We start from the raw sequence: 25,626 nt of genomic DNA, 5'->3' as shown, positions 1-25,626 counted from the left end.
GACCGGGAGGGGCTGTGCCCGCTCAGATCCATCTCACCGGAACCGCACGATTCCTCAGTGCATACCCGCGGACAAGCAGCGCGGCAACGGTGCTCTTCCCGCTGCCCCCTTGCCGCAGATAACAATCTTCACCGTTCTTCTCTCCAGAAGCACTTCTACAATCGTTTGACATCCCGTCCGCCCGTCGCGGTCACCCGTTCTGCCGGCCGGCACCCATCCACCTCCCACCAGATCTTCACCCGCGTCGTCATCACCGGGTGCAGGAAACCGCCTCCGTCCTCCGGGTGCACGGGGACGACGGCGGGGTGCTCTGCCCCTGCCCCATCCGGAACCGGTATATGCCCCGGCGATAACCAGACCTTCATGGAACTCAAAGAGGAACTCTCCGGCGTCCCGGGGATGCTCCGGCCGTTCAAGGCCTACCTCCGCGGGGCGGGGCTTGGTGCGGGCGACCAGGTCGTCTACTACGGCTGCCCCGGCACCTGCACCCCGTTCATCGAACTCCTCGGGTTCGCTGTCCGGGACCTCCCGGTCGAGCAGGTCTACGTGCCATACGCGGACGAAGCGGGGGCAAAGGTCATCCGCCCGGTTGGGGGCGTCGGGATGCAGGTCTCCGCCGACGCGGTCCGCGTCAACCCGGAGGTGATCGTCCTGATGGGCGGGCTTGCGATGCCGGGCGTCCCGGTCACGAGAGAAGCGGTGCAGGCGGCCGTCGGAACCCACCCGGGAGCGAAGATCGTGGGTGTCTGCTTCATGCAGATGTTTGAGAAGGCGGGCTGGCTCGACGCTTTCGACTTCGACCTGATCATCGATGCCGCCCTTGACCCGGTCAGGGTCTGGGGGTGACCGCCTGTTTTACGGCCGGCTCCCACGGTTGGTCGGAGCGGGGCAGGGTGAACCGGAATGCAGCGCCGCGCTCCGGGTGGCCCGGTACCCGGTCGTCGACCCAGATCCGGCCGCCGTAGCGCGAAATAAGCATCTTCGTGATGTAGAGCCCGAGCCCTTTCCCGCTCCTGGCATTCGTGCCCCGCGCGAAGCGGGTGAAGAGGAGGGGTTTCTCCCGGTCCGGCACGCCCGGCCCCGTGTCCTCGACCGAGACCTTGACCGCCCCATCGCCCTCCTCGACCCGGACGGTGACCTCGACGCCGGGCTCCCCGAACTTCTCCGCGTTGCCGATGAGGTTCGCAAAGACCTCCGGGAGGAGATCGTCGGCCATGACCCCGACGGGTCTTCCCTCGTAGACGATCCCGGCATCGGGATGGTGCGCGATCCCGGCCCTGATGACGGCGTCGAGGTCGACGGGTCTCGTCACGGTCTCGCGGGAGACGAGGCGCCGGAGCGTCGAGACGTTCTGGATGATCTCGATGCTCCGGCTGATTCCGTTCCTGAGTTTCAAGACCATCTGCCTCTCCTTCCCCTCCAGCACCTCGGTGAGCAGGTCGGTGTAGCCGAGAGCGACGGCGTTGGCGTTGTTGATGTCATGCACCATGATGTCGAGGTAGAGGTTTGCCTCTTCGTGGGCTGCCCGCAGTTCCCCTTCCACCCTGATACGGTCGGTGATATCAGAGCCTGAGCCGATGATCCCGATCGACCTGCCGTCATCGCCGGTGAGCACCGTATCCTGCCACGTGAGGATGAGTTCCTCCCCGTTCCGGGTGATGACCGGGTTCTCCCGCGGGCCGGGGAAGGCGGTGCCGTTAGCAATAGCGGCGTCAAAGATCTGCCGCCGCGCCTCCCGGGATGATTCAGGGACAACGGTTGCAAACCAGTCCCTCCCGGTCAGCTCCTTCTCGCGGTAGCCGAGCAGCTCGCAGCCGTGGCGGTTGACGAGCTGGATGGTGTGGTCGGCGTTGATGACGACGAAGAGGCCGCCCGCCACGTCCAGGTAGCGTTGGGCGAGATTTCTCTCTTTCTCCACCTCCTGCTCCCGTCTCTTGAGCTGCCCGGAGAGGGAGGCGACGACGAGGGCGACGACGACGAACATCAGGACACGGGCGTAATCGTTCAGGACCAGCGGGTCCGGGCTGAAGGCGAGGGTGCCGACGACGACGAGCCCGCCGAGGAAGAGAGCGACCGGCACGCTCCGCTTCTCCCACCAGAGTGCGGTCAGGATGATCGGTACGTAGAAAAAGTGCGAAAAGACGGTCCCGAGCATCAAGACGGTATGGAAGTAGTAGGTCAGGAAGACCGATATGGCAAGGAGGGTTATGAGGACACCCACTCGCTGCTGTTCGGTAAGGGTAATCACGGGACACCCACCTTGACTGCTGATATATATAACTTTAAAATATAAAAATCTCTTCATGTAAATGTTCGGCCGATTCCGGCAGGTTCTCCGGCGGTTCAGGGGAGAGAGACGCGGCACCGGGGGAGGATGGACAGCCCGCGCCGGCCGGTTCCACACCCGGCCTTCCCACGCTCCCTTTCCCCGGTGCGGCGGGCATCCTGCCGGACTGCAAGCCGGCTTTTACAGATCTGGGGTTTCCAGGGAGCGAAGGCCGTGGAGATGCGCTGCGGCCCGCGGTCGCTGCGCCCTCTCCCCCACGGGTCCTGTGCGAACTGTCGATGTGGGTAGCGACGCGGTTTCATGCGACGGGGTGGGGCGAGGCGCACCCGATCCCCTCCCGGAAAGGTCATGGGACCAGAAATCTCTGGGATTTAACCCTGTAGAGGGTCAAAAACAGCCTATATTTAATAGATCGTAGAACAAAACTAGTTCAACCGCCCGCTTCAGTGAAGCGGCTGCCCGCAGACCCGCACCGTGCCGCGCACTTGCCGGTGCCCGGTCGGAACGGTTCTCAATCAAACAGAAGGGCCGGGAGGGCAGATGCCCGGAGCATCCTGGTGCCGCGAGAACGCATCCGCTGGTGAACCCGTGTCAAGAGATCTTACCGAAGCACTCAAAGCGATGGGCTATGTAGATACCGGGCTCCCCGCCCTGGTAGAGTCGTTCCCTCCCGGCGTCGTCGAATACCTGCGGGAGTTCAGGACGCAGGAAGTCCGCGACATCATCGAGACGCTCCTCTACATCTACATCGCCCAGAACAGCTCGTCGTCCCGTGGGGAGGGGATGGGCGTGGTCGAGCAGAGTTGTTACGCTTATACGTCCGGACCGCTCTTTGCGCTCGCAGAAGTCGGTCTCATCGAGTCCTCCTCCCGGCACGGGACGACGGTGGTACGGGTGACCCCCGCCGGAGAGGGGATCGCCCGGCCGCTGACGGAGGCCCGGATCCGGGCACTGGACCTCCGGACGCTCGCCCGCGAGACCCACGAGGTCGTCCCGGCCCTCCTCGCGGGAACGGTGAGGGGCTCTTACGTCAACAAGACCTTCCCATCATCGCTCCCCCGCACCGAAGAGACCTTCATCGGTTTTCTCCTCAACAACAACCCTGCGCTCTTCGAGGAGTGCGAGCGGTTCGCCGCCCGGCTCAAGGCCGCCGGGTGTGCGGTCCTCGCCCACGCCTACGACCTCGACGGGGCCGGGGTCGGCGGCGTCGTCTACACCTTCCCCGCGGAGTTCGCGTACATCCTCAAGGGGATGCTTGAAGCGATCGACCCGGAGGTCCGGGAGCACTACGATATGCTCCTTGAGTCGTTCCACTCGACGTTCACCGTTCTGCGTTACCTCGCCTGCGGCGAGGACTGCGACCGGATCCGGGCCTCGGCAACTCACCGCCGCGAACTATCGAGGGTGCTCTCCCTCATCGCCGATTCGATCTACGTCCTCGAGCAGGCGCCCCAGGACGACGGGGTCGGCCTTGCCCGGTTCATCGTCAAGGACCGGGACCGCTACGACGCCCACCTCCGCGACCTCGGGCGGGCGCTGATGGCCGACGTCGCCGCAAAGATCGTCATCGGCCGGCCGGCCCCGGCGGCAGAGCCCCATCCTGCCGAAGGAGAGGCCTCTCCCGTCCCAAAGATGGCAAACACCGCAACGTCCGTGCCTCCGGCCGAAGAGGGGGCAGAGCCGGAGGAGGACAGGTGGGACGACGCCGTCTTTGCCGATGATGAGGAGGAAGAGGCGCCGCCGCCGCCGCCGCCTGCTCCCCGCCGGATCGTCGCACCCCGCCCGGCCCCGGAACCGGTGGCGGAGCCACCCCGCCCCGGCGGGCTCGACATCTTCCTCGGCCACGCCCAGGGCGGGCACCGGGTCAACTGGTCGCCGGGACGGCTCAACAACGGCCACATGATCATCCTCGGCGGCTCGGGTGCCGGGAAGACCGAGACGATCCGGTGCATCGCCTCGGAGCTCGCGGCACAGGCGATGCCGGTCGTCCTGATCGACTTCCATGGGGATATGGCCGCGAGCACGGGGAGTATTCGGTCCTACAAGATCCGCGAGGGCGGGGAGTACTTCTTCAACCCGCTGGAGCTCGATCCTGCCATCGACGAGATCACCCCGCTCCGGGCCACCTCGGACTTCGTCGACGCCATCTCCATCAACTTTCCGACGCTCGGCATCCAGCAGCGGAGAAAGATCAAGAACATCATCAAGGATTGCTACCGGATGTCGGGGATCACGGGAAACACCGCGACCTGGACGCGGGTGCTCGACTTCGACGACATCGAGGGTGAGATCATGTCCTGCGAGGACGAGGCGATCCCGGCCTACCTCGAGGACATCTTCGACTACAAACTCTTCTCGGGGGAGGAGAAGATATCTCTCCCCACGATCCTCTCCGGCGGAATCACGCACATCAACTTAAACGCTCTCCCGGAGAACCTGCGCTACCTCTTTGCGGACCTCTTCCTCCGGCGCATCTACTACACCCTCCAGGCGACAGGCGAGATCCCGCGCGGGGCAGGGGACGAGCGGGAGAAGTTCCGGCTCTTCGTGATCGTCGACGAGGCGAAACTCCTGGTGAGCCAGAAGAGCGGCTCGAAGACAGCGATCAAGGCGGTGCTGAACAAATACGCCACCGAGATGCGGAAGTTCGGGGTCTCGCTGATCCTCGCGTCGCAGCTGATCGCCCACTTCAACGAGGAGATCCTCGCTAACATCGCCGTGAAGTTCTGCATGCGGGCCGAGAACAAGAAGCAGGCCCAGGAGAACGCCAAGTTCTTCGAGGTGAGCGAAAAAGATCTCCTCAACTTCCGGCCCGGGGAGGGGATCCTGATCATCGGTTCGGAGAAGATGAACGTCAGGATCGTCCCCTCATCCGGGCGAAAGGTGTAGGCCGGGACAAAACCCTTATCCCCGGCGCCGCCGGTGTTCATGCATGGATACGCTCGACGATTACCGGGGGAAGCGGGATTTCTCCCGGACGTCGGAGCCACCGGGAGATGGGGCGGATGCGAGAGATCGCCCTATCTTCGTCATCCAGATGCACGACGCGACCACGCTCCACTACGACTTCCGCCTGGAGGCCGACGGTGTTCTGAAGTCCTGGGCGGTCCCGAAGGGGCCGTCCGTGAACCCGAAGGAGAGACGCCTCGCCGTCCCCACCGAAGACCACCCGATCAGCTACGCCGACTTCGAGGGCGTCATCCCAGCGGGAAGCTACGGGGCGGGGACGGTCCTCGTCTGGGACCGGGGAACCTACCAAAACCTCGCACGACAGGGCGGGCGGGAGATCGGGGTCGCCGAGGCGCTCGGGCGGGGCCACGTGTCGGTCTGGCTCGAGGGGGAGAAGCTCCGCGGCGGGTATGCCCTCACTCGCTTCAGGGCCGGGAAGGGCGAGGCCTGGCTCCTTGTGAAGATGGATGACGCGGAGGCGGATCCCGGCCGCGACCCGGTCGCGACGGAGCCCTGGTCGGTCGTCTCCGGGCGGACGCTTGCGGAGATCGCGGCAGGAAGGGTTCTGGACAGGTGAGTTCACCTGCCCAGTCTGCGGCAGGCGGTATCCCGGCCCGGGAGATCGCCGCGCCCATGCCCGGCGCGCGCACCAGGGGCCCGATCGCCCGGTGAGAGCCCGGGCGTGCGGCATGTCCCCCCTCCGCCTCCCGGCGGGGTGCTTGATGAGGGAGCGCGGAGGTGCGCGGCGGGAAGTGGAGATACCCGGTATCTGGACCCGGGAGGATGGCCCCGTAGCCACTGTCCGGTTGCCTTTCGGTCGGGGTACTGGCTGGTTCTGGGGCAAAAGTTTATACATCCCCTGATATGGGTTTTTCATCCTCGAAAATAAACCAGGTGACCGTACCGTAAAAAGAGGTTTTTTTCACGGCCCCGATCGTCCATGAGTCCCCGGAGCAGAGGCCGCCGGAAAATTCTAACGCTGAATGAAAATCATACTAAGTATTATTTAGAATGGGTTATTTACATACGAATCGTCAGATAAACGGTGTAAAGTCATCAATTTAACAATATGGCGTAAATTAGGCGTAGTATTTCCGATAGGGAGATATTGCTCTGGGGTAACGGGGAAATAACGGTTATTCTCCATTAGTGCGAGGGATAAGTTTAAAATCTGAACTATCAAAAATTACAGGGATCAGATCGATCACGAGATCCTCTCGAAGGTGATATCATGGCAAGTAAGGTAATGACAAACAACGCTGTGGCAAACAACGTTATGGCAGAGGCAGTAAGCGACGCAGAGATCGTTGCGCAGTTCAGGCAACGCGGGTGCTGGGGACTGTATACGAGCGTGGACCTGAAGGGATGCGACCCGGCATCGATCAGGGACGCGGAGAAGATTCACCGGTTCATCATCGAACTGTGCGACCTCATCGACATGCACAGGTTCGGCGAACCGCAGATCATCCACTTCGGCCCGAACGAGAGGGTCGCAGGGTTCTCCATGACCCAGCTCATCGAGACATCGCTGGTCTCGGGGCACTTCGCAAACGAGACCAACGCCGCCTACCTTGATATCTTCAGCTGCAAGGAATACGAACCCTCGAAGGCGGCGGAGTTCTGCAGGACCTTTTTTGGAGCAGAAACAGCAACCTACCAGGTACTGTTCAGGGACTGAATACGAACACGGCACCCGGCATACCCTCTAACGATACTCTATGACGGCAGAGAGCCACTGCCATCTCCCGCCGGCGTAGACCCGGGACTGGGGCCGGAAGGCCCCCATCCTCGATTTTCACGTTTTTCCGGAGTATTCACCCGCGATTTCCGGGTCGAGAGGACCGACCGCATGGTTCCGGCAGGAAACCCCGGTGTGCCATAGCGATGAGCCTCGCGCGAAGACACGGTGGTTTGCGGAGTCAGGCAATATGGGTGTTGACGACATCTCTCTGTGGCCTTCGCGTCCTCGCGATCCGACAGTGTAGGGGACGGCGAGACGGTCTGGTGAGAAGGAGAGACCAGCGGTTGCCGGGTACCGGTCAGGCGGGCGCCTACCGGGCTCGCAGCCCTGCGTTTGCCGGCAGCTGGCCCTTCGCGTGCGCCGTCCGTTCGGGCGACTGAAAAAAGAGAGTTTCAGGGGGACTCGTAGGGGTTCCGGAGACCCTTCGGGGTTCCGTCCGCCTTGAGGCCCACGGTCTTACGTGCATCCACGTTCTTCTGGTTCTTCGTGATCTTCTCGGTGGCGAGCTTCCTCACGAGGTCGAGGCCCGGCTTGACCTGGTCCATCGGCTTCGTCTCGAAGCAGCCTGCCTTGATGGCACCGTCCCAGACGGCGTTACCCTTGGTGCTCCGCACAAAGACCGTGCTCCAGCCGTCGGGGCTGCCCACGGAACCGCTGGAGATGTCGGCGAGGTTCGCGACGTAGTCCAGGCAGACGTGGCAGCCGGGCTGCACGTACTTGTGGATCAGCTTCAGGGGCATCTGGCTGACGGCACCGCGCTCGGTGTAGACCGTGAACTTGCCCTTGCCGATATCCATCTTCTTGACGGACTCCATCTTCTGGTTGCAGTGGTCCTCGACCATGGCCTCGAGCGCCTGGTAGGAGAGGTTCTCCATGCAGTAGATCCCGAGCGCAAGAGCGATCTTGTCGTCGACGTCGCGCATGCCGATCGGGTAGAGCTGCGCCTTCCGGACTGCCTGGATCTGGCAGGGCGTACCGACGATACCGACCCTGTCCAGGCCGTAGCTGCGGGTCGCCTCCTTGATCAGGTAGAGGTTCGGGCTGATGGTGTAGCGCGTTCCGGCAGCGGCCAGGAGCTCCGCCTTCGTGGTCGCGACCATGGGCTCGGGCTTCCAGGGCTCGTTGCTCGGGCCTGCGACGATGGCACCGTCGATGATGCCTTCTTCGAGCGCATAGGCAAAGAGCGTCGTGATGATACCGCCGTCCTGGGCCTTCTTCAGGATATCCTTATCCGTCGAGCGTGCCGAGATCGCGGACTTGTAGTTACCGAGTACGTCCATCTTTCTCACCTCACTGCATGGCTCCCTTGATGGCATCCATGATGCCCTCGTAGTTGTTCATGACGTCGAAGTTGAACCAGCTCCGCGGGCACTGCGAGTAGCAGGCGCCGCACTTGATGCAGAGGTCGCGGTTCACGTTCGGCCTGCCGTACTCCATCGTGACAGCGCGGACCGGGCAGGTTCCGGCACAGGTTCCGCACCCCATGCAGAGCCCCTGGTTGATGACGTCATACATCAGGTCGCAGCCGCAGGCCTCGTTGCCGCGCTGTGCAAGCTGCATCAGCGGGGTCAGGTAGGCGGTCGCGAGGTTCTTCTGCTCGTCGTTGCCCCGGAGCAGCAGGTAGGCCATGACGGCGACGTTCCTGACTTCCTGGGGGCACGGGGGACACGACGGGATGTAGAGGTCGACGTCGACGACCTCACTGATGGGCACAAACGCCTCCTGACCGGGCTGGTTCCACTGACCGCCCCGGCAGAACCGGGTGATGTTGCCGTAGGCCGCGCAGGCGCCGTAAGCGACGAGCACCTTCGACTTCGCCCTTGCTTCTTTCAGTTCTTCTACCGAGAGTTTGTCGTCAAGACAGCACGACCCCTCGACCAGGCACACGTCCATCTCGGGGACGTGGCGCACATCGACCAGGGTCAGTGCGTAGACCAGGTCCGCATAATCATCGAGCAGCTTGAAGAGACCCTCGTAGTTATCCGCAAGCGTCACGAGGCATCCCGTACATCCGCTCAGGTGTAATTCACCTATCGTAATCTTCTCTGCCACAGGCTTTTCCTCCTTTTGTACAACTTCCACCTTTTTTTCTACAATCACATCAGTGGGTTTTACCGCGGGTTTCGCCTGCGGCTTGCTTGCGGCAGGCTTCATCTCCGGTTTTGCCTCGGGCTTCGCCTCAGGTTTCGTCTGCGGCCTACCCGTTGCAGGTTTCGCCTCAGGCTCTGTCGGCTGACTCGCGGCCGGCTTCGCCTCAGGCTTGCTCTCCGGGATTTTCTCCGGGCGACGCCCAAAGATGCGTTCCTTGATGGTTGATAGCAGCCCCATATTCTACCCCAATTTCCTCCAGTACGATCCGCACCGTCTTGGGAATGGCCCCTTCAACCTCCTCAGTGAGCCCCAGTTCAAACTCATGGCTCGCGACACGCTTCGGCTGGCACCCGATGATCGTGATATCGATGACGTCTTTTAATCGCTGCAGCGGCTCGGAGAGGTCCCACGAATGGGCATCCCGGTAAGCGCCCGGCGGCAGGTCTTCGGGCCGGAGTTTCACCAGATCACCGGGTTTTCCGCCGAAATCGGCGATATCAATGATGATCAGCTTCTTCACCGGCACCTGTGCATCCTCCATCAACGTAAAGAGGAAGTGAGGGGCGCCAAGGCCGGCATCGATGACCTTGACGTTGTCGGGCAGTTGTAACTTCTGAAGTTCCTCCACGACTGCAGGGCCGAATCCGTCGTCCCCGAAGAGGGGGTTGCCGCACCCTGCGATCACGATCTCACGGAATAGCATGCGTGTACGCTCACTGAATGAGTTTCTGGGCCACTAACCTCTTGTCTTCGTCGATCACCAGCATGTGCGTCGCACAGGAGACGCAGGGGTCGTATCCGCGCATGACGACTTCCGCGAGCCGCCAGGGTGCGCCCTCAAGCGCACGGCTGCAGGTGGGGAAGTTCCAGGTGGTCGGGACGAGCATCGAGAAGTACTGCACCCTGCCGTCCTTGACCCGGGCCAGGTGGACGTCGGTTCCACGAGGAGCCTCATTCGCGGCCCATCCGAGGGACCCATCGCCCTGCGGGATGGTCTCCGCGACCACCGCTCCGGAGGTGTCGAGCGCGTCGAGCGCATCGATGATGCCGTAGGCGGTCTCGGGGAACTCCATCTGGCGTGCAACCTGCAGGCCGATAGTGCCCTTCTCGTCGTAGTTCTTGAAGATGGCCTGGCGTGCGCGCGGCCCGACCTCGATCGGCTGGCCGTCGTAGAGCGGGACGCCGGTGCAGGCCTCCATCTGGGGCCAGGCTTTTGTGCCTACGGGGGTGGTGCCGCCGATCGGGTAGTTCGGGTCGGCCTCGCTGATCTCCACCTCACCCATATACCAGTCCCAGGGCCGGACCTCGGTGAACCGCTCGGGGAACCAGGTGGGGTTCTCGTCGAGGCTGGAACTGCCGTAGACCGGCGCGGTGGCCATGTAGCCCTGGTTGTGGTAGCCGAGGTCCTTCGGGATCGGGACCTGAACGCCGCCGACTTCGGCCCAGTCGCGCCTCTGGTAGTTCCGGAAGACCGCGATCATGAACTCCATCTGCTGCTGCGTGAGAACCCGGGCCTCCTTCGCGAGGTCGTAGATCTTTGCTTTCGCGCGCGGGCTGATGTTCCTGTACATACCGCCGACGCGGGGGTTGCTCGGGTGGATGGCCTCTCCGCCGACAGTCTCGCCGATCGTCTGAGCGATCTCACGGATCCGCTGGATCCGGAGGGCAACGCTCCTGACCGGTTCTTCCTTCGTGAACGGGTTGATCTTCGTGTCGGTCCCGGGTATGTACATGTCCGGGAGGGAGAGGATGTTATGCAGGGCGTGGCTGTGCATCCTGTTGGCACACTGCAGGATGTAGCGCAGAAGTTTTGCATCCTCGGGGATCTCGCACCCGATGGACGCTTCCATCGCCTCGACAGCTGCCAGGGTGTGTGCGATAGGGCAGATACCGCAGACGCGCGATGCAATCTTTGGAACCTGCTCCATCGTCTTGCCGATGGCGAGCTTCTCGACTCCCCTCACCGGGGTAATGCTGAGCCAGTCTCCACGCTCGACGATGCCGTCATCGTTGACCTTCAGAACGAGCTTCGAGTGGCCTTCGTGTCTCGTTGTTGGGGAAATCTCTACAACTTTCGACAAATATATCGCCTCATTCCGATATTATGGTGTTCTGAACACGGTACCTGTGTTACCACACAATTGTGTACTGGAAACGTACGTGGGTACGTCAAAAGGGAATATGAAGGAAACAGAGTTTATAACTTTCGTTTCGGTACATTTTCAAATATTACGGATTTAAGTTCCTGTAATATTTATTAGTAAAATAGGTTAACTTATTATAAAAACATATGAATAATATTAACCTTATAATGCCCCCTCATCCATCTCCGCGACGAGTTCGGCTATTGTCGCCTTCCGCTCCGCGTATGCGTTGTGCTGGTGGATGCTCTCCTCATTCGTCTGTTTTATGGTAACCACGGAATCTCCGGGGAGATCGCGGAACTGCGCGATCACCTTGCGGGCCATCTCGCGGACACAGTCTTCAACGAACCGGGGGTTTTTGTGGGCTTCCATCACCACGTAACTCTCGTCGCCCCGCTTGAGGAGTTCGTAGATGCGCGCACTCATGGAATCCTTCAGGATCTTGATGATCTTCTCGAGGCTGACGTGCTGGTCGTCGTCGGTCTCGATACAGAGGAACCCCCGCCCGCGCTGGTTGTGCGTGGCCATCGGCACCTCCTCGAAGAACGCATCGATCTTATCCTCCGCCACGCCCAGGTTCTCAAGGACGTGCAGGGCATGATCCTTCATGATGTTCTGGGCGCAGGGGCAGGCGGTCATTCCGGTCACTTCGGCCCCGATGCTCTTTCTGATGATCGGGCTCCCGTCGTTCCTCTGGGCTATCGCGCTCGCGTGAACGTTCACCACCTCGTGGCAGCTCGTCTCGCTGATCGGCGTCTCCCGCCGGACCATGAACTGGCTCTGCATCCGGACTTCGGTCCGCTCCGCGTACTCGTGCCGGTCGAGGAGCTTCCTCGCCACCACGCTGCAGAGTTCCTCGATCACCTTCACCTCCCCGTCGATGGCCTGCTGGAGCACATCGTCGATCACCTCGAAGTTCCGGGAGAGGTTTGCACCTTTGAGACTTCCCGGCAGGTCGACGAAGACGTCGAAGTTGGAGATGAAGATGACCGGCCGCTTGCCGGGTCGGGCGACTTCAACGAGTTTTTGAACGTTCTTCACACCCACCCTGGTCAGGTTGATACGGACCTCCGGCAGGCTGGACTGGACATCTGGCAGTTCCATTACAAATCCTCAATAGTGTATAGAGAATAAGGTTTCTCTTCATCAACATTAAAATAATCCCCGGGGTGAGAGCAGTTTCTCCATATAATATTTATCTGGTTTGCTGCCCAACCGGGAGTGAGAATCTATGGTCCAGAAATACTATGAGTCCGACGCAGACCCCCGCCTCCTGGGGGGCAAGACCATCGCCGTCATCGGCTACGGCTCCCAGGGACGCGGGCAGGCGCTGAACCTGCGTGATTCCGGCTGTCAGGTCGTCATCGGCCTGCGGCCCGGCAGCAGCTGGCAGAGGGCATCCGAAGACGGTTTCGATGTTTATCCCGTGGCGGACGCCGTCAAGCACGCCGATATCATCCAGATCCTCCTCCCCGACGAGAGCCAGGCAGCGGTCTACCGCGCCGAGATCAGCCCCCACCTGAAAGAGAACGCCTGCTTGATGTTCTCGCACGGGTTCAACATCCACTACGGGCAGATCGTCCCCCCGCCCGCCGTCGACGTGGTCATGGTTGCCCCGAAGGGGCCCGGTCACATGGTCCGGCGGACCTACGAGGAAGGGAAGGGAGTCCCGGCCCTGATTGCCGTTCACCAGGACTACAGCGGAAAAGCACGTGCTATCGCGCTCGCCTACGCCCGCGGCATCGGCGCAACCCGGGCGGTGGTGCTCGAGACGACGTTTGCCGAGGAGACCGAGACCGACCTCTTCGGGGAGCAGGCGGTCCTCTGCGGCGGGGTGACCTCGCTCATCAAGGCAGGGTTCGAAACCCTGGTGGACGCCGGGTACGCGCCGGAGATGGCGTACCTCGAGGTCCTGCACGAGATGAAACTCATCGTCGACCTGATCTACGAGGGCGGGTTTACGAAGATGCGCGACTCGATCAGCAACACCGCCCAGTACGGCGACCTGACGCGCGGCCCCCGTGTCATCGGGCCGGAGACCTACGCGGCGATGCAGGAGATCCTTGAGGAGATCCAGAACGGCGAGTTCGCGCGGGAGTGGATGCTTGAGAACATGGTGAACCGCCCGGTCTTCACTGCGTTGACAAGAGCGGACGAGGAGCACCTGATCGAAGAGGTCGGGAAGGAACTCCGCGGGTTTATGCCGCAGTTCCGGAAGTAACCACCTTCCGTTCTTTTTTTCTCCGGTCGATACCCGTTTATACCCTTCGGCCAACCGGAGGGTATGTCTGTCTGCATCATCTATCATTCGGAGACCGGCAACACCCGGACCGTCGCTGAACGGCTCGCCGCCGCGATCAAAGGCGATCTCGTCGCGGTCAGGGATCTTGCGGGCTACTCGAAGATGGGAATGTACCTCAAAGGCGCTCCGCGGGCCATGAGGGGGGAACTCGCCGCTATCGAACCCGCCACAATCAACGTTGCCGGCTACGAGGTCGTCGTCGTCGGGACCCCCGTATGGGCGGGCAACCCGACACCCGCGGTCAACGCGGCGTTCAAGGCTCTCGTGGGCATCGAGGGGAAACCCGCGGTCGTCTTCTGCACATCACGCGGGATGCCGGGAAAGACCCTTGAGCGGCTGCAGGCGATGCTTGCCGGCCGGGGCGCCGACGCCCGGGGCGTGGTCGGGTTCACGGTGCGGGATGTGCGGACAGGAGAGGGCATGGATGCCCTTGTCGATCTCGTCCGCCGGTCGGAAAAAGAGAGGGTTGTTCAGTAACGCATCAGCCGGGTCGTCGAGGTGAGCGCCGTCTCGAGCTCGCCGGGCGTGATGACGACCGTCTCACCCTTCAGCCGGAGGGTGAGGGCGTCGCCGCCGACCGTGCCGATGGTCCTGTGCTCCACCCCGGCAAGGGCCGCTTCGTCCCGGACCGCGACCAGGAACCGGCCGTAGGTCTCGGAGAAGAGTTCTTCGAGGGGATCGCCGGCGAGGCTGACGTCCGCGCGCGGCGCGACTTTCACGAGCGCCGCAAGGAGCCCACCCCGGGAGAGGTCGGTCGCGACCGTGACCCGGTTGTCCCGGACAAGATCCCGGACGAGGCTGACCGCGGCCGGGTCGGCCATCGCGGGCGCCGGGCCGCCGCACCCCGTGACGGCGTCGAGGACCGATCCCCCGAAGACGGGCAGTGTCTTCCCGATCAGGGCGAGGAGTTCGCCTTCGGCGGGGGGCACCCACTCCCGGACCTCCCCCCGTCCCGCCATCCCGAGCGACGGCGTGGGCTTGATCTGCGTCCCGAACTCATCGCTCTCGTTATAGAGCGAGACGTTGCCGCCGACGATCGGTATCGCCATCCTCCGCGCCGCGTCCCCGAGGCCGAGGACGCACTGCTCAAGCTGCCAGAAGACCTCCGGGTGCTCGGGGCTCGCGAAGTTGAGGCAGTCGACGATGCAGAGCGGGTCGGCACCGAGGCAGGCGAGGTTGCTTGCGTTCTCGATGACGGCGTTCGCCGTCCCCTCGAAGGGCCTCAGGTAGATGTGCCGGGGGTTGCACCCGCAGGAGAGGACGAGCGCTTTGTCTTCGAGGCGGAGGACCGCGGCGTCGTGGCAAAGCGAGACCGACCGGAGCTGGACGTCCCTGTCGTACTGCTCGTAGGCCCAGTCCTTGTTTGCCACATCCGGGTGCGCGAGGACCGCGAGCGCGAGGTCCTTTACCGCGGTCTTCGGGCGGACGAACGGCGTCTCTGCCGCATACGGTTTCTTCTCCCAGGCACAGAGCGGCGCCCCGCCGACCAGAAGGTCGATCGGAAGGTCGGCGACGACCTCGCCGTGGAACTTCACGATGTAGCGGGGGTCGGCGATCACCTCGCCGATCTCGCTCCACCGGAGATCGTACTTCTCCGCGATCGCTCCCATCAGGGCGACGTCGCCGGGAGCCACCTCGATGAGCATCCGCTCCTGGGACTCGGCGAGCATGATCTCCCGGGGCACCATCCCGGTCTCCCGGAGGTGGACCCGGTCCGCGTAGATGACCGCCCCGAACGTGCTCGCCATCTCGCTCGACGCCCCGGCAAGCCCCGCCGCCCCGAGGTCACGGCAGGAGAGGACTTTCCCGGTCTCTGCCATCGCAAGGATCGCGTCGATGAGGAGCTTCTCGGTGTAGGGGTCCCCAACCTGGACGCTCGGCCGGTCGGCGGCCTCTGCATCCAGAGAGAGGTCGCGGGAGGCAAACGACGCCCCCCCAAGGCCGTCCCGCCCGGTCGAGGAGCCGATCAGAACCAGGCGGTTGCCCGGCACCTTCACCCGGGCGGTGATGTAGCGGTCCGGGTCCACGATGCCGACACAGACGACGTTCACGAGCGGGTTTCCCGAGTAAGAGGGATCGAAGACGAGCTCGCCCCGGACGACCGGCACTCCGATGCAGTTGCCGTAATCACCGATCCCGGCGACGACGTGCTCGAAGATGTAGCGGTTCTTCTCGCTCTCAAGAGGGCCGAAGTACAGCGGGTCCATCAGGGCGATGGGGCGGGCGCCCATGGAGAGGATGTCGCGGACGATCCCGCCGACGCCGGTCGCGGCGCCGTCGTAGGGGTCGACGTAGCTTGGGTGGTTGTGGCTCTCCATCCCGATGGCGAGGGCGCAGGTATCACTGAACCGCACGATCGCGGCGTCGTCCCCCGGCCCGAGCAGCACCTCGCTTCCCTCCGTCGGCAGCGTCTTGAGGAGAGGTTTCGTGGACCGGTAACTGCAGTGTTCGCTCCAGAGGTTTTCAAAACAGGCAAGCTCGACGTCGGTCGGGTCGCGCCCGAGGGTTTTTCGCAGCAATGCAAGGTCCTGAGCCGATAACATACTGTAAAACTGGTGGGCTGCCTATCTACATAAGCGTGTGCAAGCCCGTTCGTGAGGTACTCACTTTTTGACGTGGCGCGACCAATACTGGGGTATGACCCCGTCATATGAAGACCTTCTGAAGAAGGCGTATACCAATATCACGGAGCCGACGGAGTTTGAAGATCGGTTCACGGTTCCTGTCGCCCGTGCCTTCATCGAGGGGAAGACCACGGTCCTTGAGAACTTCGCCGAGATTGCGGGCATCCTCCGGCGCGACCAGGACCACCTGATGAAACACCTCCTCGGCGAGCTCGGTACCGCCGGCAAGATCGAGGGGACGCGGGCCGTCTTCTCCGGGAAGTTCGAGCAGGAGCAGATCAATGCAATCATCCGGGGCTACGTCGAGGACTACGTCATCTGCTCGGAGTGCGGTAAGCCCGACACCCGTCTCGTGAAGAGCGACCGGATCCTGACGCTCCGGTGCGACGCCTGCGGCGGCCACCGGCCGGTCAGGAAGCGGAGATCGACCGTTGACCCCTCTGCGGCGGCGAAACCGACCGAAGGCGCCATCATGGACGTCACCCCGCAGTTCCTCTCGAAGCGCGGCGACGGTGTGGTGAAGATCGACCGCTACACGATGTATGTCGCGAATGCAAAACCGGGCCAGACGGTGAAGGTGAAGATCACCCGGATCGCCGGGACGATCATCTTCACCGAGCGTGCCGACTAAAAGGGGATCAGACCTTCCTGATCTCTACCCATAACCCTGCTTCTTCTTCCCGGACGCGGGAGGAGACGACCCCGCTCGCCGCAAGTTCCCGGCGGAGCACCCCGGGGGTCGCCCACCCGCTCCTTCTGGCGACATCGCGGTCCCAGTCCGGGTTTCGCCGCCGCATCTCGCGAAAGATCTCGTCCCGGAGTGCGGAGGTTCCAAAGCTCCCGCCGACGAATGCGGCGCCACCGGGCCGGAGGACCCGCTCGATCTCGCGGAACGCCTGCGGCCGGTCTCTCCAGAAGTAGATCGATCCGCGGCTGACGATGAGGGAGACGGAGCTGTCTCTGATCGGCATACAGTGGACATCGCCGGTGACCGGGATTATCCGATCTGTGTAACCGGCGGCAGTCTCCCGGGCGATCCGGGCCATCGCCGGATCGGTATCAAGCGCGATGACAGAGAGACTGCTCTTCTCGGCAAGTGCGGCGGCAAGGAGGCCGGGGCCGCTGCCGAGGTCCAGCGCGAGACCTTCCTGTATCCCCGACCACGCGAGCACCTGCTCTGCGATGACAGGATAGATGGGGGCAAAGACTTCCCGGGCGATCCGGGTGAAGCCTTCGGCGCTCTTTGTCATGGCTGCCCCGTGCAGGTCCCCGGCCTGTGCGGATTTCCGCCTATGCGGCCTCGAGGGCTTCCATCTGCCGGAGGAGTTCGCTTGCTGTGCCGGAGAGCCGCTTTGCCGCGTCGGTGATTGCAGGAAGAGGATGCCGGCCGCCGATCGTGGTGACGACCAGTTCGGGGTCTGCGAATCGGAATACCTGCCTGTGCTGCGCCACGTCCACCCCGGGATCGTTGAGGAGTTCGGCGGCGAGTGCATTGACATAGGTGATGCCTTCACCTTCGAAGAGTATCCGGGCCCTGTCGTCGGTCAGCTCCAGGAGTTTGAGTTTCATGGCCATACGCACCCTATGGTTGGTTTCGGGAGGGGTATATAGGTATGGGTGGAGACCGGACGATCCCGGGCGTTCTTATTCAGGAGCAGGGCGAGAACGACCCGGCAGGGCCGGCCCGTGGCATGGTCGGCAAACTGCCTTTGGGCTCGCGGTAAAGACCCGTTCCGCCGCCACGCGATCCCCCGAAGAGTCCGGTCTGCCCCGAACGGATCTCCGCTCTGGTCTGGTGCAGGTATCTGTAATTATTGCTCATCCTACCGGATGCCCGTCGCAGAGATCCGAAACGCTCCTTCACCCGCCTCCTCCGCGATGAGAGAGATGGATATGGTCTTTGTACCGGCCCGATCCAGGGTGACGGATTCGCTGTACGGCCTGCCCGCGGCGTCCCGGACGGTCAGCGTAAACGAGGCGCGGGCGGGATCGAAGAGGCCGTGGTTCCGGTTGATGCAGGTGATCGTAAACGTGTTTCCGCCAAGCCCGGTCACGACATCCGCGCCTGGAGAAGCAACCGTCTCGTTGAGGTCTGAATCGATCCAGGCTCGCCCCAGAGCATGGGTGCCGGTGGTGATGTTCTCGCAGAAGACGATACGCCCGCTCGTAGTGTCTATAACATGTACCTCTCCGTCCGGCCAGAACAGGGTAATTGTCATACAGATCACCGCGATGAGAAGAACTGCCGGGACCACGGCTCGGGTGTACGTTCCCGGTTCGGTCGTCATAGCAGGTCTCTTGTACGATTGTGGTGTCGGACGGGCAGGGACTACCCTGCCCGTCACTCTGGCCGCCGTTCACATTACGGGCAGTCCACTGCGAACGCGTTCCATCCCGCCAGCACAAAGACGACGCTGGCGATCGACAGCCCCACGATAAGGGCGCCGATTCCGGAGAGGTGTTTCAGGTTCCGGACCTCCATTCGCACGTATCCCTGGAGGCTACGGGACCGCAACGGCTATCCTCATGCAGCCAGCAGCACCATTAGCCTCAAGGCACGATGCCAACCGAGGATCCCGGCCATCGCGGGATACCGTTCAGGCATCCACGCTCTTTTGTCAGGGAACAGGATTCAATATAGTTTACGGCCACCGCAGCTACACGTCGTGCGACATGTAGCTGCGGTGGCCGTAAAAGGCATATAGTTGTTGTAGAAATTCCTCTACGATGCTCTATGGAACTTTGCAAAATCGCAACGTTTATTGTGATCGCTGCGGCGCTGCTGGTCCCGACAGTGGCGGCGCAGGGGACTGGAAGTCATAACTACATCGTAACCCCGGCCGGGGATACGATGCTCGAAGACGGCCCGGTGTTTATGCCGATGAACGTCGGCAGCATCACGCAGGGCGAGACTGACTGGTACTCGCTCAATGTTGCCGCAGGCACAACGAAGCTCACCATCGACCTGAACTGGGGCGACTCGTCCGACTCGCTTCGGCTGACGGTGTACGCACCGGACACCGTGCTCGGACCGTATTACGATTCATACGACGGCACGACGAACGGAAGAATATACATGAGCATAGAGGATTCTGTCGGCCTGTATCCCGGAACATGGTGGTTCGAGGTCTATGGCGCCGATGTGGACGGGACCGAGGACTACACGTTCGGCTGGCGGTGAATATCGAAACATTGAACAATTCTTCCGGCGACTATCCAGCATGGTGCGGTGGGGCCGGATCTTTTCCATTCTCCTCGTTGCCGTGACCCTCACAGACATTGCGCTCCCGGGCACGGCAACCGCCGGTTACATAACCAAGCCTGCGACGGAAGAATGCCCCAACGAGATGTACGACTTTGAGGAGAACATGGTCCAGAGCCTGCCGCTCCGGGTGATGATTTCCCACGTTTTGCTCATGGTCCTCCCCGCATGCTTCTTCCCCGGCGAACTCCTCTACCTCCTTAGCGCTCTTGTGCCGCTCGGGTTCCGGCGGGTGACCAGATGCACCATCCTCAATGACGACTTCCGGTTCGACCTCTACCAGCGGATCGCCGCAAACCCGGGTGCCGGTGCCTGGGAACTCGGCGAGTTGACGGGTGTATCGAGAGGAAGGCTCCGATACCATCTTAGTACGCTTATCAGGGAAGGCAAGGTGGCCGCCGTGGGCTACCGGAACCGCACCGGGCACTTCGCCCGAAACCAGAGGTATACCGACCTCGAACAGCGCATTTTCATCAGCCTGCGGGAAGATTCCTCCCGTGCGGTACTCGGGTGTCTCCTCGGATCTCCGGACACAACCCGGAGCGATCTTGCAGAACACCTCGGGCTCTTCGGCTCGGCGATCTCCCGGCAGATGCAGGAGCTCAAGGCCGGAGGGATCGTCACCGCAGAGAGGGACGGGCGGTTCGTCCGCTACCGGCTCTCTGAGGGCGCCCGGGATTTTCTCAACCGGTATACGGGAGGCCTTCCCACTCCCGGGCACCCCGGCACGGAGGGTTACCCCGTCGAAAAGGGGCACGAGGTATCGTCGAGTTAGGTCCCGAACTGTTTAGGCACAACATCCCGGACCCAAGCAAGCCCTTCCCGACATACTGTAAGATCCGCGACCTCTCGACCGGGATCGATACTCTCTACAGGGAAGATAGGAGACCGTATCAAAGATCCTGCCATCCCTCACCCAACCCCCACGGTTTATCTCCCGCCGCTCCCAATACCTACCATAGAGAGGCTACACCATGGAGATCGCGTTCACCAAACTGCAGGGAAACGGCAACGACTTTATCCTGATCGACGAATCCCAACAGGAGATCATCCCTGAAGAGATGAAGGGAGGGTTCGCGGCGCTCTACTGCGACCGCAGGTTCGGCATCGGCGCCGACGGGGTCCTCTTCCTCCAGGCGTCCGATAAAGCCGACGTCCGTATGCGGCTCTTCCAGCCCGACGAGAGCGAGGCCGCGATGTGCGGGAACGGCATCCGGTGCCTCGCAAAGTACGCCCACGACGCCGGTTACGTCAAAGAGTCCTGCTCGGTCGAGACCGGGGCCGGGGTCGTCCCGGTGACGATGCGGTACGCGGACGACGAGTTCACCGCGACGATCACCATGCCGACACCCGCGTTCGAGCGGAGAGCCGTCCCCGCCGTCGGGAACGGCGAGTACCGGGAGGAGATCCGCGGGTTCACCGTTTATGCCGCAAACACCGGGGTCCCCCACGCCGTTGTCTTCGTCAAAGAGATCGGCGCCGTCGATATCGGCGCCGTCGGCCCGGCCATCCGGAACCACCCCACCTTCCCGGAGGGTGCGAACGTCAACTTCGTCGAGAGCGCCGGCAACGACACCCTCCGGATCCGGACGTTCGAGCGCGGCGTCGAGGCCGAAACATTCAGCTGCGGCACCGGCGCCACGGCCTCGGCGGCGGTCGCCCACCACCTCGGGAACGTCGGGGAGACGGTAAGGGTCGAGACGAAAGGCGGCCCGCTCATCATCCGCTTCGGGGAGGCCGTCACGATGGAAGGCCCCGCCGAGACGGTCTTTTCGGGCGTTATACCGTTCTGATCCCGTCCTCGGTGATCACAAAATCGAACGAGAGCCCTTCCGGCCGGGACCGGTGCTTCCGGAGCATGGCCCGCCGGACGCTATCTCTCTTTTCGAGCCTCACGATGGCCTTTGATATATGCTCAAGCGCCGTCCCCCCAAGGCCGGAGACCCGATCCCGCTCCACATCCACGTAGATCTGGTTGGTGATCAGGACGGGGATATCGTACTTCTTTGCGAGGCCCAGGAGTTTTATCGTGTGGTGCGAGAGTTTCCGCACCGCCTCCCGCCCGAGGTCGAGTTCCGTCCGGTAGAGGGCGGTCGCCGAGTCCATCACCAGGAGGTCGACGGGGGCGCCATCCTTCTTCCTGAGCAGCCCTTCCGTATCGGCGATCATCGCCCCCTGCTGGGCAAAATCGATCGGTTCAAAGAGGTAGAGCCGGTCCGCAAACTCCGCGGCATGCCCCCCGGCTACCTGGGTGAACCGTTCCACCGAGAATCCTTCGGTATCGATGTAGACGACCGCGTTCCCCGCCCGGAGGCTCGCGACCGCCGCCAACAGGCAGAGGGTGCTCTTGCCGCTCGCGGGTTCGCCGTAGATCTGGGTGATCGTCCGCCGCTCGAGTCCCCCGCCCAGCAGGTCGTCGAGGGGCCGGCTCCCCGTGCTGACCCGGTCCGGTTTCATGGCGCGAGCACGCCCCGCTCGATGAAGAGGCGGCGTGCCGCCGCTTCGACGGCGCCGGTGACCTCGCGGAGCGGGATGCCGAGGTCCCGGGCGCACGCCGCCGCCTGCTCGTACTCCGCCTTGAACGAGGTGATCTTCCCCCCCGACCACCCGCATTTGACGTCCACGGCGAGCTCCCGGCCACGGATGGACACCGTGACCTGCTCAACCGTCCGTTCGGCGACCGCCCGGTGGACCATCGGTATGCAGCGGATGCCGAGCGTCCCGAGTTCGGCGCCCATCACCCCCACGAGGCGGTCGGTCGCATCGGGGCAGCAGACGACCCGGACGAGGTGGCCGCTCCGCCCCTTCTTCATCACCACCGGGATGGCGCTTGCGTCCCGTGCCCCCTCCTCCATCAGGCGGTTTATCGTGTAGGCGAGAGCCTCCCCGGTGACGTCGTCCACGTTCGTCTCGAGGATGTCGACCCGGTCGCCGCCGGCCCGCTCCTCCGCCGCAAGAAGCATCGAGCGGAGGACGTTCGGCCTTCCCCGGGGGTTCCTGCTCCCGGCCCCGTAGCCGACCGCCCTGATCGCCGCCGGGCCGAGGTCCTCCGGCCGGACCGTCGAGAACTCGGCGAGGAGAGCGGCCCCCGTCGGGGTACAGAGTTCCCGCTCCTCGTCGCCGGGGACGGTTCGAAGATCCGACCCGGCAAGGATCGCGACAGTCGCGGGAGCCGGGATGGGGAAGGTGCCGTGAGCCCCGACGGCAAACCCCCGGCCGAGGGCGACCGGGAGGACGGTCACCCCATCGACGTCGAGGGAGTGGAGGGCGGTGCAGGCGCCGACCACGTCGGCGACGGCGTCGTCCGCACCCACCTCGTGGAAATGCGCCCCGGTCCCGTGGATGCTCTCTTCGGCCCGGTGGATCCGGAGAAAGACCCGCCGGGCCATCTCCCGTGCGCCGGCGGGGGCGTCGCTTTCGGCCACCCGGTCGAGCACCTCGTCAAGCGTGCGGTGGTCGACCGGGGCATGCGCTCTCACCTGGACTGCACGGATCCCGGAGCGGTCTACCCGTTCTATTGTCGGTTCGCCGACGACGGAACGCATGGCTGCCCGGACAAGCCCCTCGTCCGCCCCCAGATCGAGAAGCGAACCGATGATCATGTCGCCAGCGGCCCCGTTGAACGGATCGAAGAGAAGTACGTTCATGCGCCTCCAGTACTTATAAATCCCCGAAATATAAGAATTAGAGGTAATGCCCGAGATATACTTGAAGGTAGATAGCGCTTATCCGGAGGATCAGGGGGCGGGCAAGGCACGGCTCGACCCCGACACCATGCTGCAGCTTCGGCTCAGCCCCGGAGACCTTGTCGCTATCGAAGGAAAGCGCCGCACCGTGGCCAAGGTCTGGCGTGCCATGGTGAACGACTGGCACCAGGGGAAGGTCCGGATCGATAATTTTACCCGGCTCAACACCGGTGCCAGCATCGGGGACCGTATAAAGATAAAGACGCTGGACGAGGAGGTCGAGGCGAAACGGGTGGTGCTCGCGCCTCCCGAAGACCTCCCGAAACAGCTCCCCATCAATTACAGCAGCGTCGTCAACAAGCTGATCGACTTTCCCGTCGTGAAGAACGATTCCGTGCCGATCCAGGCGGGGCTCCCGTTCATGCAGCCCCAGCTCGTCGCGTTCAAGGCCGTGGTGGTGGAGCCGGAGAACGCCGTGATCATCACCAAGAATACGAAGATCGAGTTCTCCGAGAAACCCGCCGCCGGGTTTGAGGGCGTCAAACGGATCAGTTACGAGGATATCGGCGGCCTGAAGGGCGAGCTGCAGCGTGTCCGCGAGACGATTGAGCTTCCCATGCGCCACCCCGAGATCTTCCGGAAGCTCGGTATCGAGCCTCCGAAGGGCGTCCTCCTCTACGGCCCGCCGGGGACCGGGAAGACCCTGATCGCAAAGGCGGTCGCGAGCGAGAGCGGAGCCCACTTCATATCGATCGCGGGACCCGAGGTGATCTCGAAGTACTACGGCGAGAGTGAACAACGGCTCCGCGAGGTCTTTGAGGACGCCCGGCAGCATGCGCCGGCCATCATCTTCATCGACGAACTCGACTCGATCGCCCCCCGGCGCGAGGAGGTGACCGGGGAGGTCGAGCGGCGTGTGGTGGCCCAGCTCCTGACGATGATGGACGGGCTCGAGGAGCGGGGGCAGGTCGTGGTGATCGGGGCCACGAACCGGCTCGACGCCATCGACCCCGCCCTCCGCCGTCCCGGCCGGTTCGACCGGGAGATCGAGATCGGGGTCCCGCCGGAGGACGACCGGGTCCAGGTGCTCCATATCCACACCCGGGGTATGCCGCTTGGGGAAGGCGTGGACATCGCCTCCATCGCCCAGCAGACCCACGGGTTTGTCGGGGCGGACCTCGCCGCTCTCGCCCGTGAGGCGGCGATCAAGGCGCTCCGGCGTTATCTCCCCGAGATCGACCTCGAGGCCGAGGAGATCCCGCCGGAGATCCTCGAGAAGATGGAGGTGCAGGGCAAGGACTTCCGTGACGCCCTCCGCGACGTGGGCCCGAGCGCCATGCGGGAGATCCTCCTCGAGGTGCCGCACACCACCTGGGAGGACGTGGGCGGCCTTACCGAGGCGAAACAGGATATCCGCGAGGCGGTCGAGTACCCGCTCACCCGGCGGGAGCAGTTCGAAGACCTCGGTATCGAGCCCCCGAAGGGTGTCCTCCTCTACGGCCCGCCGGGGACCGGGAAGACCCTGATCGCAAAGGCGGTCGCGAGCGAGAGCGGGGCGAACTTCGTGCCCGTCAAAGGCCCCCAGCTCCTCTCGAAGTGGGTCGGCGAGAGCGAGCGGGCTGTCCGCGAGGTCTTCAAGAAGGCCCGGCAGGTGGCGCCGTCCATCATCTTCTTCGACGAACTGGATGCTCTTGCCCCCGCCCGCGGCGGCGGCACCGAGTCGCACGTGATCGAGAGCGTCTTAAACCAGATCCTCACCGAGATCGACGGGCTTGAGGAACTCCGGGGCGTGGTGGTGATGGGAGCGACGAACCGGCCGGATATGGTCGATCCGGCGCTGCTCCGGCCCGGGCGGTTTGACCGGCTTGTCTACATAGGCGAGCCCGGGCGGGACGACCGGGAGAAGATCCTCAAGATCCACACCCGCTACATGCCGATCGAGGGTTCTGCGATCGAAGACCTCGTGGACGTGACCGAGGGGCTCTCGGAGAACGAGATCGAGGACCTGGTGCTCGCGGTCGGTGCCGGCCGCCGTGCGAGCGTTGAGGATGTGCGGAGCCATCGCGCCGCGGTTGCGGCGAGCGACGACGAGGGGCTCCGGCGCTCTCTCCGGAGGAGGAAGATCGTCGACCTCTTCTCCCAGCAGAATATCGACCTCGACGATCCCACACGGGACCGGCTCATCCGAAAGATCGCGGCCGATGCGGAGGGGTTCGTCGGCTCGGACCTCGAAGCGCTCGGCCGGGAGGCGGCCATGCTCGCGATGCGGGAAGGCGCTACCCACGTGAACGCGTCGCACTTCGACCGGGCGCAGGAGAAGGTGCACGCGACGATGAACGAACGGCTGCGGCAGTACTACGGGAAGGTGCAGCAGCACTTCAAAGGCGGGCTGCCAAAAGAGATCCAGCCGCCGGAATACCAGTAGGCGGGCATCCGGGGAAGACCCCCGGAGAACTGTTTTTTGCACGGGATATCTCCCCTCACTATCGTCCGGGCAAATTCTATCGCTCCTGATAATCTCTCCCCCGTCCGATCGGGGG

At 63.2% G+C, this 25,626-nt stretch carries 24 protein-coding genes; 11 read left to right on the top strand and 13 right to left on the bottom strand.

Annotation, left to right across the window (positions count from 1 at the left end; all coding sequences use genetic code 11):
* Window positions 1-155 precede the first annotated feature (155 nt).
* Window positions 156-365 carry a hypothetical protein gene (locus QZ408_RS06210; RefSeq protein WP_292490359.1) on the bottom strand — a complete coding sequence of 70 codons (210 nt, stop codon included), beginning with the start codon at window positions 363-365 and terminating at the stop codon, window positions 156-158.
* On the opposite strand from QZ408_RS06210, the gene QZ408_RS06205 reads away from it, so the two are divergent.
* On the top strand, window positions 364-846 hold the full coding sequence (locus QZ408_RS06205; protein WP_292490358.1) for a DUF2124 domain-containing protein: 483 nt from the start codon (window positions 364-366) through the stop codon (window positions 844-846). The two genes, QZ408_RS06210 and QZ408_RS06205, sit on opposite strands and share 2 nt — an antisense overlap.
* On the opposite strand, the gene QZ408_RS06200 is transcribed toward QZ408_RS06205, so the two are convergent.
* A complete protein-coding gene (locus QZ408_RS06200) occupies window positions 830-2,248 on the bottom strand; it encodes a HAMP domain-containing sensor histidine kinase (RefSeq protein ID WP_292490357.1) in 1,419 nt (472 codons plus the stop codon). The two genes, QZ408_RS06205 and QZ408_RS06200, sit on opposite strands and share 17 nt — an antisense overlap.
* Window positions 2,249-2,875: 627 nt before the next feature.
* Here QZ408_RS06200 and QZ408_RS06195 point away from each other — a divergent pair.
* From QZ408_RS06195 to QZ408_RS06185, 3 genes are all read left to right on the top strand, one after another.
* Window positions 2,876-5,176 (top strand): ATP-binding protein, encoded by a 2,301-nt coding sequence (locus tag QZ408_RS06195; protein ID WP_292490356.1) that lies wholly within the window; start codon window positions 2,876-2,878, stop codon window positions 5,174-5,176.
* A gap of 43 nt (window positions 5,177-5,219) precedes the next feature.
* Window positions 5,220-5,813, top strand: coding sequence for a DNA polymerase ligase N-terminal domain-containing protein (locus QZ408_RS06190; RefSeq protein WP_292490355.1), 594 nt, complete (start codon window positions 5,220-5,222; stop codon window positions 5,811-5,813).
* Between the two features lie 654 nt (window positions 5,814-6,467).
* Window positions 6,468-6,914, top strand: coding sequence for an S-adenosylmethionine decarboxylase (locus tag QZ408_RS06185; protein WP_292490353.1), 447 nt, complete (start codon window positions 6,468-6,470; stop codon window positions 6,912-6,914).
* Window positions 6,915-7,369: 455 nt separating this feature from the next.
* Here QZ408_RS06185 and frhB read toward each other — a convergent pair whose 3' ends face one another.
* The 5 genes from frhB to mptA all read right to left on the bottom strand — a co-directional run bounded on the left by frhB (window position 7,370) and on the right by mptA (window position 12,316).
* Window positions 7,370-8,257, bottom strand: a complete 888-nt coding sequence (gene frhB, locus QZ408_RS06180) for a coenzyme F420 hydrogenase subunit beta (protein ID WP_292490352.1) — start codon at window positions 8,255-8,257, stop codon at window positions 7,370-7,372.
* Window positions 8,258-8,267: 10 nt separating this feature from the next.
* A complete protein-coding gene (frhG, locus tag QZ408_RS06175) occupies window positions 8,268-9,029 on the bottom strand; it encodes a coenzyme F420 hydrogenase subunit gamma (RefSeq protein WP_292490351.1) in 762 nt (253 codons plus the stop codon).
* 202 nt (window positions 9,030-9,231) lie between these two features.
* Complete coding sequence (gene frhD / locus QZ408_RS06170) at window positions 9,232-9,771, bottom strand: coenzyme F420-reducing hydrogenase, FrhD protein (RefSeq protein WP_292490350.1); 540 nt, start codon at window positions 9,769-9,771, stop codon at window positions 9,232-9,234.
* A 10-nt stretch (window positions 9,772-9,781) separates the two neighbouring features.
* Entirely contained in the window at window positions 9,782-11,149 is a 1,368-nt protein-coding gene (gene frhA / locus QZ408_RS06165) for a coenzyme F420 hydrogenase subunit alpha (protein WP_292490349.1), read from the bottom strand.
* A 225-nt stretch (window positions 11,150-11,374) separates the two neighbouring features.
* On the bottom strand, window positions 11,375-12,316 hold the full coding sequence (gene mptA, locus QZ408_RS06160; protein WP_292490348.1) for a GTP cyclohydrolase MptA: 942 nt from the start codon (window positions 12,314-12,316) through the stop codon (window positions 11,375-11,377).
* 127 nt (window positions 12,317-12,443) lie between these two features.
* On the opposite strand from mptA, the gene ilvC reads away from it, so the two are divergent.
* Window positions 12,444-13,433 carry a ketol-acid reductoisomerase gene (gene ilvC, locus QZ408_RS06155; RefSeq protein ID WP_292490347.1) on the top strand — a complete coding sequence of 330 codons (990 nt, stop codon included), beginning with the start codon at window positions 12,444-12,446 and terminating at the stop codon, window positions 13,431-13,433.
* Window positions 13,434-13,496: 63 nt separating this feature from the next.
* Complete coding sequence (locus QZ408_RS06150) at window positions 13,497-13,991, top strand: flavodoxin (RefSeq protein ID WP_292490345.1); 495 nt, start codon at window positions 13,497-13,499, stop codon at window positions 13,989-13,991.
* On the opposite strand, the gene purL is transcribed toward QZ408_RS06150, so the two are convergent.
* Window positions 13,985-16,057, bottom strand: a complete 2,073-nt coding sequence (gene purL, locus QZ408_RS06145) for a phosphoribosylformylglycinamidine synthase subunit PurL (RefSeq protein ID WP_292490344.1) — start codon at window positions 16,055-16,057, stop codon at window positions 13,985-13,987. The two genes, QZ408_RS06150 and purL, sit on opposite strands and share 7 nt — an antisense overlap.
* 94 nt (window positions 16,058-16,151) lie before the next feature.
* Between purL and QZ408_RS06140 the strand changes: the two genes are divergently transcribed.
* Entirely contained in the window at window positions 16,152-16,769 is a 618-nt protein-coding gene (locus QZ408_RS06140) for a translation initiation factor IF-2 subunit beta (protein ID WP_292490343.1), read from the top strand.
* A gap of 7 nt (window positions 16,770-16,776) precedes the next feature.
* Here the strand turns inward: QZ408_RS06140 and QZ408_RS06135 are convergent, their stop codons facing one another.
* The 3 genes from QZ408_RS06135 to QZ408_RS06125 all read right to left on the bottom strand — a co-directional run bounded on the left by QZ408_RS06135 (window position 16,777) and on the right by QZ408_RS06125 (window position 18,357).
* Complete coding sequence (locus tag QZ408_RS06135) at window positions 16,777-17,388, bottom strand: class I SAM-dependent methyltransferase (protein WP_292490342.1); 612 nt, start codon at window positions 17,386-17,388, stop codon at window positions 16,777-16,779.
* Window positions 17,389-17,428: 40 nt separating this feature from the next.
* On the bottom strand, window positions 17,429-17,713 hold the full coding sequence (locus tag QZ408_RS06130) for a DNA-directed RNA polymerase subunit L (protein WP_292490341.1): 285 nt from the start codon (window positions 17,711-17,713) through the stop codon (window positions 17,429-17,431).
* A 248-nt stretch (window positions 17,714-17,961) separates the two neighbouring features.
* Window positions 17,962-18,357, bottom strand: coding sequence for a hypothetical protein (locus QZ408_RS06125; protein WP_292490340.1), 396 nt, complete (start codon window positions 18,355-18,357; stop codon window positions 17,962-17,964).
* A gap of 515 nt (window positions 18,358-18,872) precedes the next feature.
* On the opposite strand from QZ408_RS06125, the gene QZ408_RS06120 reads away from it, so the two are divergent.
* From QZ408_RS06120 to dapF, 3 genes are all read left to right on the top strand, one after another.
* Window positions 18,873-19,319, top strand: a complete 447-nt coding sequence (locus QZ408_RS06120) for a pre-peptidase C-terminal domain-containing protein (protein ID WP_292490339.1) — start codon at window positions 18,873-18,875, stop codon at window positions 19,317-19,319.
* A gap of 40 nt (window positions 19,320-19,359) precedes the next feature.
* On the top strand, window positions 19,360-20,175 hold the full coding sequence (locus QZ408_RS06115) for a winged helix-turn-helix transcriptional regulator (protein WP_292490338.1): 816 nt from the start codon (window positions 19,360-19,362) through the stop codon (window positions 20,173-20,175).
* A 199-nt stretch (window positions 20,176-20,374) separates the two neighbouring features.
* Window positions 20,375-21,193 carry a diaminopimelate epimerase gene (gene dapF / locus QZ408_RS06110; RefSeq protein ID WP_292490337.1) on the top strand — a complete coding sequence of 273 codons (819 nt, stop codon included), beginning with the start codon at window positions 20,375-20,377 and terminating at the stop codon, window positions 21,191-21,193.
* On the opposite strand, the gene radB is transcribed toward dapF, so the two are convergent.
* Both radB and larC read right to left on the bottom strand, forming a co-directional pair.
* Window positions 21,180-21,857 carry a DNA repair and recombination protein RadB gene (radB, locus tag QZ408_RS06105; RefSeq protein WP_292490336.1) on the bottom strand — a complete coding sequence of 226 codons (678 nt, stop codon included), beginning with the start codon at window positions 21,855-21,857 and terminating at the stop codon, window positions 21,180-21,182. The two genes, dapF and radB, sit on opposite strands and share 14 nt — an antisense overlap.
* Window positions 21,854-23,047 carry a nickel pincer cofactor biosynthesis protein LarC gene (gene larC / locus QZ408_RS06100; protein ID WP_292490335.1) on the bottom strand — a complete coding sequence of 398 codons (1,194 nt, stop codon included), beginning with the start codon at window positions 23,045-23,047 and terminating at the stop codon, window positions 21,854-21,856. Before larC ends, radB begins: the two co-directional genes overlap by 4 nt.
* Window positions 23,048-23,093: 46 nt before the next feature.
* Here larC and QZ408_RS06095 point away from each other — a divergent pair, with 46 nt between their 5' ends.
* Window positions 23,094-25,511: a CDC48 family AAA ATPase gene (locus tag QZ408_RS06095; protein WP_292490334.1), complete on the top strand. Its 2,418-nt coding sequence runs from the start codon at window positions 23,094-23,096 to the stop codon at window positions 25,509-25,511.
* The last annotated feature ends 115 nt before the right edge of the window (window positions 25,512-25,626 follow it).

It is taken from the genome of Methanoculleus sp. 10 (assembly GCF_913757945.1).
Taxonomy (GTDB): Archaea; Halobacteriota; Methanomicrobia; order Methanomicrobiales; family Methanoculleaceae; genus Methanoculleus.
The sequence above is the reverse complement of the archived record's forward strand: the minus strand, read 5'-3'. Positions and strand labels throughout refer to the sequence as shown.

Bases quoted from the DNA above. Each gene is read 5' to 3' on its own strand.
- QZ408_RS06140 (WP_292490343.1), top strand. From the start codon at position 16,152: ATGACCCCGTCATATGAAGACCTTCTGAAGAAGGCGTATACCAATATC.
- purL (WP_292490344.1), bottom strand. From the start codon at position 16,057: ATGTTATCGGCTCAGGACCTTGCATTGCTGCGAAAAACCCTCGGGCGC.
- QZ408_RS06135 (WP_292490342.1), bottom strand. From the start codon at position 17,388: ATGACAAAGAGCGCCGAAGGCTTCACCCGGATCGCCCGGGAAGTCTTT.
- QZ408_RS06185 (WP_292490353.1), top strand. From the start codon at position 6,468: ATGGCAAGTAAGGTAATGACAAACAACGCTGTGGCAAACAACGTTATG.
- QZ408_RS06125 (WP_292490340.1), bottom strand. From the start codon at position 18,357: ATGACAATTACCCTGTTCTGGCCGGACGGAGAGGTACATGTTATAGAC.
- frhD (WP_292490350.1), bottom strand. From the start codon at position 9,771: ATGCTATTCCGTGAGATCGTGATCGCAGGGTGCGGCAACCCCCTCTTC.
- QZ408_RS06210 (WP_292490359.1), bottom strand. From the start codon at position 365: ATGAAGGTCTGGTTATCGCCGGGGCATATACCGGTTCCGGATGGGGCA.
- mptA (WP_292490348.1), bottom strand. From the start codon at position 12,316: ATGGAACTGCCAGATGTCCAGTCCAGCCTGCCGGAGGTCCGTATCAAC.
- larC (WP_292490335.1), bottom strand. From the start codon at position 23,047: ATGAACGTACTTCTCTTCGATCCGTTCAACGGGGCCGCTGGCGACATG.
- QZ408_RS06150 (WP_292490345.1), top strand. From the start codon at position 13,497: ATGTCTGTCTGCATCATCTATCATTCGGAGACCGGCAACACCCGGACC.
- QZ408_RS06115 (WP_292490338.1), top strand. From the start codon at position 19,360: ATGGTGCGGTGGGGCCGGATCTTTTCCATTCTCCTCGTTGCCGTGACC.
- ilvC (WP_292490347.1), top strand. From the start codon at position 12,444: ATGGTCCAGAAATACTATGAGTCCGACGCAGACCCCCGCCTCCTGGGG.
- frhB (WP_292490352.1), bottom strand. From the start codon at position 8,257: ATGGACGTACTCGGTAACTACAAGTCCGCGATCTCGGCACGCTCGACG.
- radB (WP_292490336.1), bottom strand. From the start codon at position 21,857: ATGAAACCGGACCGGGTCAGCACGGGGAGCCGGCCCCTCGACGACCTG.
- QZ408_RS06130 (WP_292490341.1), bottom strand. From the start codon at position 17,713: ATGGCCATGAAACTCAAACTCCTGGAGCTGACCGACGACAGGGCCCGG.
- QZ408_RS06120 (WP_292490339.1), top strand. From the start codon at position 18,873: ATGGAACTTTGCAAAATCGCAACGTTTATTGTGATCGCTGCGGCGCTG.
- QZ408_RS06190 (WP_292490355.1), top strand. From the start codon at position 5,220: ATGGATACGCTCGACGATTACCGGGGGAAGCGGGATTTCTCCCGGACG.
- QZ408_RS06095 (WP_292490334.1), top strand. From the start codon at position 23,094: ATGCCCGAGATATACTTGAAGGTAGATAGCGCTTATCCGGAGGATCAG.
- dapF (WP_292490337.1), top strand. From the start codon at position 20,375: ATGGAGATCGCGTTCACCAAACTGCAGGGAAACGGCAACGACTTTATC.
- QZ408_RS06205 (WP_292490358.1), top strand. From the start codon at position 364: ATGGAACTCAAAGAGGAACTCTCCGGCGTCCCGGGGATGCTCCGGCCG.